Annotated in this window: 10 protein-coding genes and 5 tRNA genes; 1 reads left to right on the top strand and 14 read right to left on the bottom strand. The window is 53.0% G+C overall.

The genetic code is table 11. From position 1 onward, the window contains the following. Positions 1-50 precede the first annotated feature (50 nt). The 5 genes from tuf to ACMGG3_RS19415 form a co-directional block, all read right to left on the bottom strand. Positions 51-1,235 carry an elongation factor Tu gene (gene tuf, locus ACMGG3_RS19435; protein ID WP_014830236.1) on the bottom strand — a complete coding sequence of 395 codons (1,185 nt, stop codon included), beginning with the start codon at positions 1,233-1,235 and terminating at the stop codon, positions 51-53. A 118-nt stretch (positions 1,236-1,353) separates the two neighbouring features. Further along, positions 1,354-1,429: transfer RNA gene (locus tag ACMGG3_RS19430), tRNA-Thr, on the bottom strand. Positions 1,430-1,435: 6 nt separating this feature from the next. Beyond that, positions 1,436-1,510: transfer RNA gene (locus tag ACMGG3_RS19425), tRNA-Gly, on the bottom strand. A 116-nt stretch (positions 1,511-1,626) separates the two neighbouring features. After that, a tRNA-Tyr gene (locus ACMGG3_RS19420) sits at positions 1,627-1,711 on the bottom strand. An 8-nt stretch (positions 1,712-1,719) separates the two neighbouring features. Further along, positions 1,720-1,795 (bottom strand) — tRNA-Thr (locus tag ACMGG3_RS19415). 315 nt (positions 1,796-2,110) lie between these two features. Here ACMGG3_RS19415 and coaA point away from each other — a divergent pair. Then, positions 2,111-3,061, top strand: coding sequence for a type I pantothenate kinase (gene coaA, locus ACMGG3_RS19410; protein WP_025206418.1), 951 nt, complete (start codon positions 2,111-2,113; stop codon positions 3,059-3,061). A 50-nt stretch (positions 3,062-3,111) separates the two neighbouring features. Here coaA and dppF read toward each other — a convergent pair whose 3' ends face one another. From dppF to ACMGG3_RS19365, 9 genes are all read right to left on the bottom strand, one after another. Beyond that, positions 3,112-4,125, bottom strand: coding sequence for a dipeptide ABC transporter ATP-binding subunit DppF (gene dppF / locus ACMGG3_RS19405; RefSeq protein WP_020882631.1), 1,014 nt, complete (start codon positions 4,123-4,125; stop codon positions 3,112-3,114). Further along, positions 4,122-5,105 carry a dipeptide ABC transporter ATP-binding protein gene (gene dppD, locus ACMGG3_RS19400; protein ID WP_014168148.1) on the bottom strand — a complete coding sequence of 328 codons (984 nt, stop codon included), beginning with the start codon at positions 5,103-5,105 and terminating at the stop codon, positions 4,122-4,124. The genes dppF and dppD overlap by 4 nt, the downstream gene beginning before the upstream one ends. A 10-nt stretch (positions 5,106-5,115) precedes the next feature. Then, the gene (dppC, locus tag ACMGG3_RS19395; protein WP_014168147.1) at positions 5,116-6,018 is read right to left on the bottom strand and encodes a dipeptide ABC transporter permease DppC; all 903 of its coding nucleotides are present in this window, start codon (positions 6,016-6,018) and stop codon (positions 5,116-5,118) included. Between the two features lie 9 nt (positions 6,019-6,027). Continuing rightward, complete coding sequence (dppB, locus tag ACMGG3_RS19390) at positions 6,028-7,047, bottom strand: dipeptide ABC transporter permease DppB (protein WP_020882632.1); 1,020 nt, start codon at positions 7,045-7,047, stop codon at positions 6,028-6,030. A 161-nt stretch (positions 7,048-7,208) separates the two neighbouring features. Beyond that, the gene (gene dppA / locus ACMGG3_RS19385) at positions 7,209-8,816 is read right to left on the bottom strand and encodes a dipeptide ABC transporter periplasmic-binding protein DppA (RefSeq protein WP_014168145.1); all 1,608 of its coding nucleotides are present in this window, start codon (positions 8,814-8,816) and stop codon (positions 7,209-7,211) included. Positions 8,817-9,436: 620 nt separating this feature from the next. Further along, positions 9,437-9,513 (bottom strand) — tRNA-Pro (locus ACMGG3_RS19380). A 91-nt stretch (positions 9,514-9,604) separates the two neighbouring features. Then, a complete protein-coding gene (eptB, locus tag ACMGG3_RS19375; protein ID WP_014168144.1) occupies positions 9,605-11,299 on the bottom strand; it encodes a kdo(2)-lipid A phosphoethanolamine 7''-transferase in 1,695 nt (564 codons plus the stop codon). Between the two features lie 240 nt (positions 11,300-11,539). After that, positions 11,540-12,742, bottom strand: coding sequence for an MFS transporter (locus ACMGG3_RS19370; RefSeq protein ID WP_040018427.1), 1,203 nt, complete (start codon positions 12,740-12,742; stop codon positions 11,540-11,542). A gap of 238 nt (positions 12,743-12,980) precedes the next feature. After that, entirely contained in the window at positions 12,981-13,679 is a 699-nt protein-coding gene (locus ACMGG3_RS19365; protein ID WP_148576876.1) for an autotransporter domain-containing protein, read from the bottom strand. Positions 13,680-13,730 lie beyond the last annotated feature (51 nt).

The raw sequence follows: 13,730 nt of genomic DNA, 5'->3' as shown, positions 1-13,730 counted from the left end.
GCATCAAATGATGCCCTTTTATTGCGCATTGCGTCAATTGTTATCAGCAATTAGCCGAGAACTTTAGCAACCACGCCCGCGCCAACGGTACGGCCACCTTCACGGATTGCGAAACGCAGACCGTCGTCCATCGCGATTGGGTGGATCAGCGTCACAACCATCTTGATGTTGTCGCCTGGCATTACCATCTCAACGCCTTCTGGCAGTTCGATGGTACCGGTCACGTCAGTTGTACGGAAGTAGAACTGTGGACGGTAGCCTTTGAAGAACGGAGTATGACGGCCGCCTTCGTCTTTGGACAGGATATACACTTCAGATTCGAACTTGGTGTGTGGCTTGATTGAGCCTGGCTTAGCCAGTACCTGACCACGTTCGATTTCTTCACGTTTGATACCACGCAGCAGAACACCTACGTTCTCACCAGCACGGCCTTCGTCCAGCAGTTTGCGGAACATTTCAACGCCAGTACAGGTAGACTTAGCAGTCTCTTTGATACCAACGATTTCAACTTCTTCGCCAACTTTGATGATACCGCGCTCAACACGACCGGTAACAACGGTACCACGACCGGAGATGGAGAATACGTCTTCGATTGGCAGCAGGAACGGCTTGTCGATCGCACGCTCTGGTTCTGGGATGTAAGAATCCAGGAAGCCAGCCAGTTCGATGATTTTCGCTTCCCACTCAGCGTCGCCTTCCAGCGCTTTCAGCGCGGAACCACGAACGATTGGAGTGTCGTCGCCTGGGAAATCGTACTGAGACAGCAGTTCACGAACTTCCATCTCTACCAGTTCCAGCAGCTCTTCGTCATCAACCATGTCACATTTGTTCAGGAACACGATGATGTAAGGAACGCCTACCTGACGACCCAGCAGGATGTGCTCACGGGTCTGAGGCATAGGGCCGTCAGTCGCAGCAACAACCAGGATCGCGCCGTCCATCTGCGCAGCACCGGTGATCATGTTTTTAACATAGTCGGCGTGGCCTGGGCAGTCTACGTGTGCGTAGTGGCGAGTCGGGGTGTCATATTCAACGTGAGAGGTGTTGATGGTGATACCACGAGCTTTTTCTTCTGGTGCGTTATCGATCTGGTCGAATGCACGAGCAGAACCACCGTAGGTTTTAGCCAGAACGGTAGTGATTGCAGCGGTCAGCGTTGTTTTACCATGGTCAACGTGGCCGATAGTACCGACGTTAACGTGCGGTTTTGTACGTTCAAACTTTTCTTTAGACATCGATTGTCCCTCTAAGACACGGATAAATCGGTGATATCACCACATCAACCAGGCGAAATGCCTGAATTGTTGAATACAGTAAAATTGAAACAGAGAGAAACGGGAAGGAGAAGTGAAGTGGTGCTGATACCCAGAGTCGAACTGGGGACCTCACCCTTACCAAGGGTGCGCTCTACCAACTGAGCCATATCAGCACGTATTGGAGCGGGCAGCGGGAATCGAACCCGCATCATCAGCTTGGAAGGCTGAGGTAATAGCCATTATACGATGCCCGCATCCTGAAACTCGGCTACCCAGTTCTTTCTGTAACAAAAAAAGAGATTTCTCTCTTTTTAGGTTCGAGCTGATTCAATTTTCAAACCAGCTCCGGCGGCTTAACGCTGCCAGAAAGTGGTGGTGGGGGAAGGATTCGAACCTTCGAAGTCTGTGACGGCAGATTTACAGTCTGCTCCCTTTGGCCGCTCGGGAACCCCACCGAACTTGATGGTGCCGACTACCGGAATCGAACTGGTGACCTACTGATTACAAGTCAGTTGCTCTACCTACTGAGCTAAGTCGGCATCAAGTAGCGCGCATTCTATGGAGACATGCGCAGTCATGCAACTAAAAAATTGCATAAAACGTTCTTTCGCTCACATTTTATTCGAAACCAGGGTTAACCGCTGTAAATTCATCCACTCAAGGTCAAAAATTCAACATCGGCGCCCGATTTACACCACTTATACCGTATCGTGATGGCTCCCGCGTAAAGCATCGCTTCCCCATATTTTTTCTTATTATTCCTGTCATCTGGTGTTAACCTCCTGCCCATTGTCCAAAATTAACTATGTTGAGCCCGGACGCGCTGTGTTGTGCTGGCTCACTGAAGCATGCTTATGAGCAAAAAAGAGCAAACGTTAATGACACCTTATCTTCAGTTTAACCGTAGCCAGTGGGCTGCACTGCGTGACTCCGTCCCGATGACGCTGACGGAAGGCGAAATCGCACGGTTAAAGGGGATAAACGAAGATCTGTCGCTGGAAGAAGTGGCAGAAATCTATTTACCACTCTCGCGCTTGCTTAACTTCTATATCAGCTCCAACCTGCGCCGTCAGGCGGTGCTGGAGCAGTTCCTCGGGACGAACGGCCAACGCATTCCTTATATCATCAGCATTGCAGGCAGCGTGGCCGTCGGTAAAAGTACCACCGCACGCGTATTGCAGGCGTTACTGAGCCGCTGGCCAGAACACCGCAGCGTGGAGCTCATCACCACTGACGGTTTCCTGCACCCGAATGAGGTGTTAAAGGAACGCGGGCTAATGAAGAAGAAGGGCTTCCCGCTCTCTTATGATATGCACCGTCTGGTGAAATTTGTCTCTGACCTGAAATCGGGCGCGCCTAACGTGACGGCTCCGGTCTATTCGCACCTGATCTACGATCGCATCCCGGGTGGAGACAAAACGGTGGTTCAGCCGGATATCCTGATCCTCGAAGGGTTAAACGTCCTGCAAAGCGGGATGGATTATCCTCACGATCCCCATCATGTGTTTGTCTCTGACTTCGTCGATTTCTCTATTTATGTCGATGCGCCGGAAGACCTGCTGCAGAACTGGTATATCAACCGCTTCCTGAAGTTCCGTGAAGGCGCGTTCACCGACCCTGACTCCTATTTCCACCACTACGCCCAGCTTTCTGAAGAAGAAGCCATTAATGTGGCGAGAGGGCTGTGGAATGAGATCAACTACGTGAACCTGAAAGAGAACATCCTGCCCACACGTGAGCGCGCCAGCCTGATCCTCACCAAGAGTGAGAAACACGCTGTCGACCAGATCCGTCTGCGCAAGTAATCACGCAGACATAAAAAAACCGGCTTAGCGCCGGTTTTTTTATTGATGGATTACGCCATCGGCTTTTCGCCATTCTCATCCTGATCGACCGCGAAGCAGGCAACCAGCTGACCGCCATAATCCTTGAGCTGTGGCTGCAACTGGGTGCACGGGCCAAAGCGGCGACTGCAGCGGGCGTTGAATGCACAGCCTGGAGGCGGATTCAGCGGGCTGGGCAATTCACCCGTCAGCTTGATACGCTCACGACGATCGTCAGGGTTCAGACGCGGGGTCGCAGACAGCAGCGCCTGGGTGTACGGGTGACGAGGATGAGTAAAGATCTGCTCTTTTGTCCCCTTCTCCACGCAGCGCCCCAGATACATCACCATCACTTCGTCGGCAATGTGCTCCACAACCGACAGGTCGTGCGAAATAAACACGTACGACAGCCCCATGTCCTGCTGCAGATCCATCATCAGGTTCAACACCTGCGCACGCACAGAAACGTCGAGGGCAGATACCGGCTCATCGGCGATGACCACGTCAGGGTCGAGCATCAAACCACGCGCAATCGCGATACGCTGGCGCTGGCCGCCAGAGAACATATGCGGATAACGATCGTAATGCTCGGTCTTCAGGCCCACTTTCGCCATCATCGCCAGCGCTTTTTCACGACGCTGCTCTTTGTTCAGATTGCTGTTAATCAGCAGGGGCTCTTCCAGAATCTGTCCCACTTTTTTACGCGGATTCAACGATCCGTACGGGTTCTGGAACACAATCTGGATTTTCTGACGGCGCAGTTTCTGCGCCTGCGGATCGTGCTTGAGCAGGTCCTGTCCCTGATAATAGAGTTCACCGCCGGTGGGGACTTCAATCATCGTCAGCAAACGACCCAGCGTCGATTTGCCACAGCCTGACTCACCGACCACCGCCAGCGTTTTGCCGCGTTCAAGGGTAAAGGAGACGCCATCCAGCGCTTTCACCAGGCGTTCAGGCGCAAACAGCCCCTTCTTCACCGGATAGTATTTTTTCAGGTCGATAGCCTGCAACAGCGGTTGTTGCGTGGTGGCCTGTTGCGTACTCATAGTGTTGGCCTCCCGGCATCATCGAGTGGGTAGTGGCATTTCGACTGACGACCGTCAGCAAGCAGATTGAGCTCTGGCTCTTCTGCACGACATTTGTCTGTAGCATACGGACAACGCGGATTAAGCAGGCAGCCCTGCGGTCGGTCATATTTACCCGGTACGACGCCCGGAAGTGATGCCAGGCGTGCTTTGTCCTGGGCAAACTCCGGCAGCGCACGCAAAAGCGCCTGCGTATACGGGTGACGCGGCGCGCGGAAAATATCGTGCGAATGTCCAGTCTCGACCACCTGACCTGCGTACATCACGATAATTTTGTGCGCCGCTTCGGCCACCAGCGCCAGGTCATGCGTAATCAGCACCAGCGCCATGTTCTCTTTCTGCTGCAGTTCCAGCAGCAGCTCGATGATCTGCGCCTGGATAGTCACGTCCAGTGCCGTTGTCGGTTCATCCGCGATCAGCAGTTTTGGCCGACAGGCAATCGCCATGGCGATCATCACACGCTGGCTCATCCCACCGGAGAGCTGGTGCGGGTAAACATCCAGACGCGATGCCGGGTCAGGGATACCGACCTGATTTAGCAGATCGATCGCACGCTGACGCCGGGTCTTCTTATTTCCGCCCTGGTGCACCTTGATGGCTTCCATAATCTGGAATCCCACGGTGTAACAAGGGTTCAGGCTGGTCATTGGGTCCTGGAAGATCATCGCCACTTCCGCACCGACCAGCTGGCGGCGCTGCTTTTCGGAGATACGCTGCAGGTCCTGACCGTTAAACTCCAGACTTTCGGCCATGACGCGGCCGGGATAATCAATCAGCCCCATGATGGCCAGTGAACTGACCGACTTACCGGAACCCGACTCACCCACAATGCCGACCACTTCGCCCTGATTTACGCTGTAGCTGATGCGGTCCACGGCGCGAAACGGAGTGCCTTCGTCACCAAAGTGCACCGATAATTTATCTACATTTAATAACGCCATCTCGTGCCTCTTACTGCTTCAGTTTGGGATCAAGTGCATCACGCAGGCCATCACCCATCAGGTTAAATGCCAGCACCGTCAGCAGGATTGCCAGACCCGGGAAGGTCACAACCCACCAGGCGCTTTGGGCGAACTGCAACACATCGGAGAGCATGGTGCCCCACTCCGGTGTTGGCGGCTGCGCACCCATGCCCAGGAAGCCAAGAGCGGCCATATCAAGAATGGCGTTAGAGAAACCGAGCGACGCCTGAACAATCAGCGGCGCCAGGCAGTTCGGGAAGATGTTGACGAACATTTGACGCATCGCGCCAGCACCCGCCACGCGGGAGGCCGTTACGTAGTCGCGGTTTACTTCCACCAGCACCGCCGCACGTGTGAGTCGCACATAGTGGGGAAGCGCCACGAAGGTTAATGCCAGCGCGGCGTTACTGATCGACGGACCAAAAATCGCCACCAGTACCAGCGCCAACAGCAAGCTGGGCAGCGCCAGCATGATGTCGACGATACGCATGATGATGTTATCGATAATGCCGCCGAAGTAGCCGGCAACCAGACCGAGTACGATCCCCATAACCAGCGACAACACGACCACCAGGCAGCCGACCAGCAGCGACAGACGCGCACCGTACATCAGACGCGACAGCACATCGCGGCCCACGTCATCGGTACCCAGCAGGTGCGACAGGCTACCGCCGTCCTGCCATGCTGGCGGTGCCAGCAACGCATCACGGAACTGATCCGCCGGGTTATACGGTGCAAGCACGTTGGCAAACACCGCAATCAAGATCATGACAGAGACATAAACCAGCCCCACCACCGCGCCTTTGTTGCGCTTGAAGTAGTGCCAGAATTCCTGCAGCGGCGTCATGGGAACCGGTGCAGTAACCACTTTATTTTCAGAAACGTGTGACATGATGGCCCCTTACTTCTTATGACGAATACGCGGGTTCACCACGCCGTAGAGCAAATCGACCAGCAGGTTGACGAGAATAATCATCGTCGCGACCAGCAATACCCCGCCCTGCACTACCGGATAATCACGGCGTTGCAGTGCGTCAATCAGCCAGCGTCCGAGGCCCGGCCAGGAGAAGATGGTTTCGGTCAGGATCGCCCCCGCCAGCAACGTCCCCACCTGCAGACCAATAACGGTCACCACCGGCAGCATGGCGTTACGCAGGGCGTGAACGATAATGACGCGCATACGCGTCAGACCTTTGGCGCGTGCGGTGCGAATGTAATCCTCACCCAACACTTCCAGCATTGAAGAACGGGTCATACGCACGATTACCGCCAGAGGAATGGTGCCGAGCACCATCGCAGGCAGGATCATATGTGCCACCGCATCAATGAAATTACCCTCTTCGCCCCAGATAGCCGTATCGATCAGCATAAAACCGGTCAGAGGATTCGTATCATCCAGGAAGACCATATCACTGACGCGTCCGGAGACCGGCGTCAGGTTTAGCTGCACCGAGACCAGCATGATCAGCATCATGCCCCACCAGAAGATAGGCATGGAGTAACCCGTCAGCGCCAGGCCAACAGCCGTATGGTCGAAAATAGAGCCACGTTTCACGGCAGCCAGGACCCCAACAGGGATACCCACCGCAGTGGCGAAAATCATGGCACAGACACCAAGCTCCAGTGTCGCTTTAAAACGCGGCACGAACTCGTCCCACACCGGAAGACGGCTTTTCAGCGAAATCCCTAAATCACCGTGCAACACGCCCCAGATATAGTTGAGGTATTGCTGCCACAGTGGTTTGTTCAGGCCAAGCTCAGCCAGCAGCTGTGCATGACGTTCAGGTGAAATACCACGCTCGCCCGCCATAATCATTACCGGGTCGCCGGGGATCATATGGACGAAGGCAAAAGTGAGAAGGGTGATACCGATAAACGTGGGGATAACAAGTCCCAGACGTCGGAGGATGAACTGCAACATAACCCGGATTCTCTCTGATGACGTACAACCAGTTGGCGTGACGTCTGTATTGCTCACAAATGTAAATTCCCTCTCTCTTCAGGAGAGGATTAGGGTGAGGGAATGCATGCACGCCCTCACCCCTGCCCTCTCCGTAAAGGAGAGGGAGAACACCCTACTTATTATTCAACAGAGACGTTTTCGAAGTGGTGTTTGCCCAGTGGATCAACCACGTAGCCCTTCACTTCTTTACGCACTGGTTCGTACACGGTGGAGTGAGCCACAATCAGAGCCGGAGCCTGATCGTGCATCACAACCTGAGCCTGTTTGTACAGCTCGATACGTTTGTTGTGATCGTCGGTCGCACGCGCCGGCTGGATCAGGTCTTCAAACGGCTTATAGCACCAGCGAGAGTAGTTAGAACCGTCTTTCGCAGCAGCACAGCTGAACAGGGTAGCGAAGAAGTTGTCCGGATCCCCATTGTCACCGGTCCAGCCCATCATCACCGCCTGATGCTCACCCGCTTTGGCACGCTTCAGATACTCGCCCCACTCGTAGGTCACAATCTTGGCCTGAACGCCCACTTTAGCCCAGTCAGCCTGAACCATTTCAGCCATACGGCGTGCGTTCGGGTTATACGGACGCTGTACTGGCATCGCCCACAGCTCAACGGTAAAGCCTTTCTCCTGGCCTGCTTCTTTCAGCAGCGCTTTCGCTTTCTCAGGATCGTAGGTGTAGTCTTTAACGTCGTCGTTATAGCCCCACATGGTTGGTGGGATCAGGTTCTTGGCGGCAACACCCGCGCCCTGATAGACCGCTTTAATGATCGCTTCTTTATTCACCGCATAGGTCAGCGCCTGACGGACTTTCACGTCATCAAACGGTTTCTTCTCGGTGTTGAAGGAGAGGTAACCCACGTTCAGACCAGCCTGCTCCAGCAGGTTGATGTTTTTATCCTGCTTCATGCGCGCGATGTCAGCCGGGTTCGGGTATGGCATGACCTGGCATTCGTTTTTCTGCAGTTTTGCGTAACGCACAGAAGCATCAGGCGTGATGGAGAAGACCAGACGGTCGATCTGCGGCTTGGTGCCCCAGAAGCCCGGGAAGGCTTTATACAGAATACGGGAATCTTTCTGGTACTGCAGAAGCTGGAACGGACCGGTACCGATTGGGTTCAGGTCCACTTTTTCCGGGGTGCCGGCTTTCAGCATGTTGTCCGCGTACTCTTTAGACAGAATAGAGGCGAAGTCCATGGCCAGGTCAGCCAGGAATGGTGCTTCCGGACGCGTCAGCACGAACTGAACGGTTTTATCGTCCACTTTTTTCACTTCAGCGATCAGGTCCTGCAGGCCCATCCCTTCGAAGTATTCATAGCTGCCGCCAGACACTTTGTGATACGGGTTCTGAGCGTTTTTCTGACGGTCGAAGGAGAACACAACGTCATCGGCGTTAAAATCGCGCGTTGGTTTGAATTCTTTGTTGTCCTGCCACTTCACGCCCTGGCGCAGGTGGAAGGTATAGGTCTTACCGTCTTCGCTGACGTCCCACTTCTCCGCCAGACCTGGGATCACTTCCGTGGTACCGGTTTTGAATTCAACCAGACGGTTATAGATAGGCACAGAGCTTGCGTCGTAAGTCGTACCAGAGGTAAAGAGCTGTGGGTTAAAGCCTTCCGGCGAGCCTTCAGAACAGTAAACCAGGGTTTTTGCCTGTACGCTTGCTGCCACGGTCATAGCCACCAGGCTCAGACCAAGCTTCAGCATCCCTGACTTCTTCAAGGAAATACTCATTATTCTGCTCCAATGTGATGTTTTGCTTTGTTGTGTTACGCCGCCAGACCTTTATTTATTTTTTACCCGGTCCGGTCGGTGATGCCCGAAGGCGTTTAAGGGATGGAGAATCCTTTCAGAAGAGCGTTTGAGTTGCAGCGCAGATCGTCCCTGAAATGCCCCTCATGCCCTACAATCTGTCAACAGAATGTGAAAACGTCAATACAGGTGACGGGGATTTACGCTGAGTGTGAGAAACCGCAAACAAAGATTAAAAAAACTATGTATGCCAGTTTTCAGCAGGGAAATTTATGCTACTCGCTATGTTGCAGCACAATTATCTTCATATTTCGCAACAATCAGTGATTAACTTTTATTCAGATCGGGTAAATTTTCTTGCAGAACGGTGATTATCTGAGCACTAAATACCGCGAACGTTAAAACGCACAGCGAAAAATGCTGAGGTTATCCATAAGCAACGCGAAAAAAGATCAATCTATATATAAAAAAATACAATGGATTATGTCACAAAATCGTTAACAGACAGGAAGAAGGCGGGATAAGGTGCGTTTTGGTGAATCAGGATGAGTAAGCTGCTAATGCAAAAAGGGCTAACCTTGCGGTTAGCCCTTCTTTAAATGTGGTCGGCGAGAGAGGATTCGAACCTCCGACCCACTGGTCCCAAACCAGTTGCGCTACCAAGCTGCGCTACTCGCCGAATGCGGAGCGCATCTTACTGCTGAGGTGCGCCCCCGTCAATCCCTTAAATTAAAAAAGCCCTTCAACTGGCGATATTCTCGCCAGACGCGTTACTGCGCGGCTTTCGCCTTGCTATCAGGGAGTTTGCACCAGTTGTTATTTTCGTTGATACCGCCGTCAGGAGAGGTATAACCCAGGCAACCCAAAATGGTGTCGTACAGCTCAACATGACGACGCGGCACCTTCATGTCTGCCTCTTTTTTCAGGTGGGCAAACATCTTCGCTTTCTCCGGGTCTTCCAGGTACTTGTCCGACATCCACATGATCATCGGTACACGGAATTGCTCAGGCGGTGCCAGCTTGCGCGGCGTACCGTGCAAATGCTCTTTCTCGTTGATTGACTCTCCGTGGTCAGCAGCATAAATAACAATCGCTTTCTTATCACGAAGCTGGTCAATCACCCGGCTCAGGAACGTATCCACATACAGAACCGAGTTATCATAGGCATTGATCAGTTCCTGCTTGCTGCAGTCTTTATTGATACCTACACACTCCGGCTGCCACTTCGCAAAATCACGCGTGTAACGTTGGTAATAGCTGTAATGGGAGCCTTTAGTATGCAGGATAACCAGATGTTTACCCTGCGGATGGCTCTTCAGGGACTGTGACATCTCCTCAAGGAGCAACATGTCATCCACGTTCTTGCCGCGGTTACGTGGTTCGGCGCCAATCTGCTCGCGATACGAGATGTTGTCCGCCAGCGTGTTGGTGTAGAACCACATCTCACTTTGCATCGCGAATAAATCGGAGCTGAAACCGAGCTGCTTCAGTACCGCAAATACGTTCTGCTCTTTCAGGGTACGCTGTGGGTTATCACTGGCACCGCCTTCACGAACAAACATACAACGCAGCGAGAGCTTGGTTGCGGTATCGCAAGAATACCCCCGGTAAGCCACCAGGTTCTTTTCCTGCGCCAGTTTTGGCGTGGTATCCCGGTCATAACCGAGGATGCCCATATGATCCCAGCGCGTCGTTTCACCAATAACAAAGACAACATAGGTATCATCGAGTTGGTTACCCGGCGCTTCGTAACTGAATTTTTTCATTGGGTTGATGAGCGATTTCACATCACTTGATTCATCCGCCTGCGCCCAGGCATAAAGACCCAGCGCTGAAATCCAGTTGGAGGGCAGGTAGGAGTTTGCTACCACGCCGCCATAGCTTGGCATATCCACGCCCGTCGCTTTTTCGATTCGTTTTTGCTGTTTTTCCATCAAGCGGATGGGTGCCCATACCAGCAAGGCCGCCAGGATAACGACGGCGATATTCCTGATTCGCTGCCCACGGGTGCGGAGCTGGCGCAGCAACGTATAGCGGCAGGTATTACTCCAGATAAAGAAGAGCGGGATCAGGCAGGTTAATACCGTCCAGACGATAAACCCTTTTCCAACCACCTCTTTCGAGAGGTCGATATCCGTTGTCATTACCGACGCGACGATGCCGTAGCCAATAACGACATTCATAAAGGTCATGTAATAACTGGCAGCGGCGGAAATAATTACCACCAGTGAGGCCAAAATTTGCCAGGTGCGTCGGCCGAAGAGTGAGAGCAGGCGTAACAGGAAGAATGTGGCGAGAACGGAACCGAACACTTCAATTGCGGCAAAAATTCCATTTCTTACGGTGAGATGTTCTAAATAACCTTCCACTCTTCTGAACAACACCGCGCCATTCAGAAATAAACCGATATAGACAGCCAGCATCAGACACAATCTTTGCTGGGTAAGAGACCTAATGTATTTCATGCAAACAACCCTGGGGAAAGGGGTATAGAGACCCGCTTAATCTCGATGAGAAAGCAGACAGAGTAAGTAAGTGCGTAAGAAACCGTTATCAGAAACGTCTACAAGCGCGTTAAGTAGACCACAGCGGGAGAGAAAAGTGGCAGCAGAGAATGTGATCGGTGCATTTTTTTACAAATTAACACGACCAGGCATACTTTGGACGACCATAAAAAAGAGGCCGTAAAGGCCTCTTAGCGATAATCAGGCATGCGCTTCGTTAAAGACTTCACGCTGCGGCTGGCGAATGGTGGTCGACAAGGCCAGCGAGATTATCAGCAAAGCAAATATCACGCAGAAGGTCACATAGAACCCACCGAACAGCGAGGCGATTAACGAGCCGCAGATACTGCCGATGCCAAAGCCCAGATAGATAACGCCGTAGTTTTTCGCCAGATTGTTCAGGCCGAAGAACTCACTGACCAGCGACGGGAAGACGGTAATCGTGCCGCCGAAATTAAAGGCCACACAGGCAATTGCGGCGAAGAACGTGGCTTCGTTCAGTGGGGCAAACAACAGCGCCGCCATCCCCACCAGCGAGACAACCTGCCCGATGGTAATCACGCGGATACGGGCAATTTTGTCAGACAGAATCCCGAGCACCAGACGGCCAGAGAGGTTGGCAATGGAGATGACGGTGACCGCATTCGCCGCTGTTGCCGCATCCAGTTTCACCATTCCCTGAGCAATATCTTTCGCCACCCCAATCACATACAGACCGCTCATGCAGGCTGTCAGAAACATGACCGCCAGCATCCAGTACTGTGGTTGACGCATAGACTGCGCGAGGGTGAAATCATTCTCCACCACACCGTTAACGGTTTTCACTTCCTGCTGCGGCGCATCTTTCATCAGCGTGGCGCCGAACAGGATCATGACCAGAACGATAGCGCCCCAGATCATGAACGTTTTTTCGAGCCCCACGGAAGCAAGCAGGTGGGAATCAATAAATTTAAAACCGAGGCTCCCCAGGCCATAGGACCCGATGGCAAACGCAGAGATTAAACCTTTACGTTCCGGGAACCACTTGACACAGTTTGACAGAGTCAGCAGATAACCTGCACCGTCGGCAAGTCCTACCAGCACCCCGGCGCTCAGCCACAGCATCATCAGGCTGCTGGAATGCGCCGTCAGGAAAAAGCCCACGCCCAGCAGGATACCGGATGCCATCGTCACCCGCTTCACGCCGAATCGCTCCTGCAATTTTCCCGCGACGGAAGATGAAAGTGCCAGCCCGAGGCTCAGCAAGCCGAAGGAGAACGCCACCTGGCTGACCGGTGCACCAAGCTTATCGGAAAGCGCACTGTTAAACAGGCTCCAGGTATAGACCGACCCCAGCGCAAACTGGGTCACGATGGTGCCAAAAAGCGTTAGCCAGCGCGTACGGTTGTAAGTTGATGTGTTCATGGCAGTTGTCCTGCAAGAGAAAGTAAGGGAATTCGCTGAGGACAACGATAAACAAAACCTTAATATGCCTGGGGTAAAACGGCATGAAATGCAGGAGGAATGGAATGAAATGCCATAAATCGGGAATGAATGACCTTGCCGGGGAATGAAGCGACAGCGTGTTAGTGACTGCTATCGCTACAACCCCCACGGCTATTGTATTGAGGATGTTATCGGCACGTTTAAAAAAGTAACAACCTTAAAAATTAGCGCTCACGCCAAGGGTGTACATAAACTCCTCACCCGTGGTGGTGTATTCCCCTTGTGCTAACGACGCATAGGCCGCCATATGCGTGTTAAACGGAATATCCGTTCCGACGGTTACATCCATCCAGTTGCCGCTTTGTGCCGGTGCCGGCGTCTGTGGCATCCCAAACTGGGATTTCCACTGGTTTTCACCAAACTGCTGGTTATAGCTTATCTGCGCCCACGGGCGAAGCTCGCCGTACTGTGTATCCACGCGCCAGCCGAGCGTGCTGACGTTGGCATGCCAGAGTGGGTCGGTAAGCCCCTGCGTCGTCGCGCTGTCACCAAATTCGTTGATCATCATCGGTGCCGTGCCGTCATAACGCCATGCCATCACCGGACCGGTCGTGATACGCCCTGACACCGGAATGTTCCAGCCCACGCTCATGGCCCCTGCCGGCGTGGAACCCGACGGTAAATTCAGGGCAAGCCCGGGGGCATTTTGTGATGACTGAATCCGCTCGGCGAGAATATCCTCATAACGCGGTTGGTGATCCGCATCCCATGTATAGCGTTCAGCCGTATTACTTTGGGCGTCTGAAACGATATATTCCTGTTGCCAGGCAAATGCTGTATTACAAAAAAACAGACAGGCTGAAATCCCCGCCAGGCCAGAAACAGCATGGCGACCACTGATTTTTTTTATCATCATCAAAGCGACTCCAGAGAGAGCCGAATTCGGCGATATTTGTCATTGTTTAGG

Origin of the sequence: Enterobacter sp. BNK-18, from assembly GCF_047456135.1 — a bacterium.
Taxonomy (GTDB): domain Bacteria; phylum Pseudomonadota; class Gammaproteobacteria; order Enterobacterales; family Enterobacteriaceae; genus Enterobacter; species Enterobacter ludwigii.
This window is presented reverse-complemented; position numbering and strand designations above follow the sequence as displayed.

Coding starts and splice junctions, on each gene's coding strand:
- eptB (WP_014168144.1), bottom strand. CDS start 11,299: ATGAAATACATTAGGTCTCTTACCCAGCAAAGATTGTGTCTGATGCTG.
- dppF (WP_020882631.1), bottom strand. CDS start 4,125: ATGAGTACGCAACAGGCCACCACGCAACAACCGCTGTTGCAGGCTATC.
- dppA (WP_014168145.1), bottom strand. CDS start 8,816: ATGAGTATTTCCTTGAAGAAGTCAGGGATGCTGAAGCTTGGTCTGAGC.
- ACMGG3_RS19370 (WP_040018427.1), bottom strand. CDS start 12,742: ATGAACACATCAACTTACAACCGTACGCGCTGGCTAACGCTTTTTGGC.
- dppD (WP_014168148.1), bottom strand. CDS start 5,105: ATGGCGTTATTAAATGTAGATAAATTATCGGTGCACTTTGGTGACGAA.
- dppB (WP_020882632.1), bottom strand. CDS start 7,047: ATGTTGCAGTTCATCCTCCGACGTCTGGGACTTGTTATCCCCACGTTT.
- coaA (WP_025206418.1), top strand. CDS start 2,111: ATGAGCAAAAAAGAGCAAACGTTAATGACACCTTATCTTCAGTTTAAC.
- tuf (WP_014830236.1), bottom strand. CDS start 1,235: ATGTCTAAAGAAAAGTTTGAACGTACAAAACCGCACGTTAACGTCGGT.
- dppC (WP_014168147.1), bottom strand. CDS start 6,018: ATGTCACACGTTTCTGAAAATAAAGTGGTTACTGCACCGGTTCCCATG.
- ACMGG3_RS19365 (WP_148576876.1), bottom strand. CDS start 13,679: ATGATGATAAAAAAAATCAGTGGTCGCCATGCTGTTTCTGGCCTGGCG.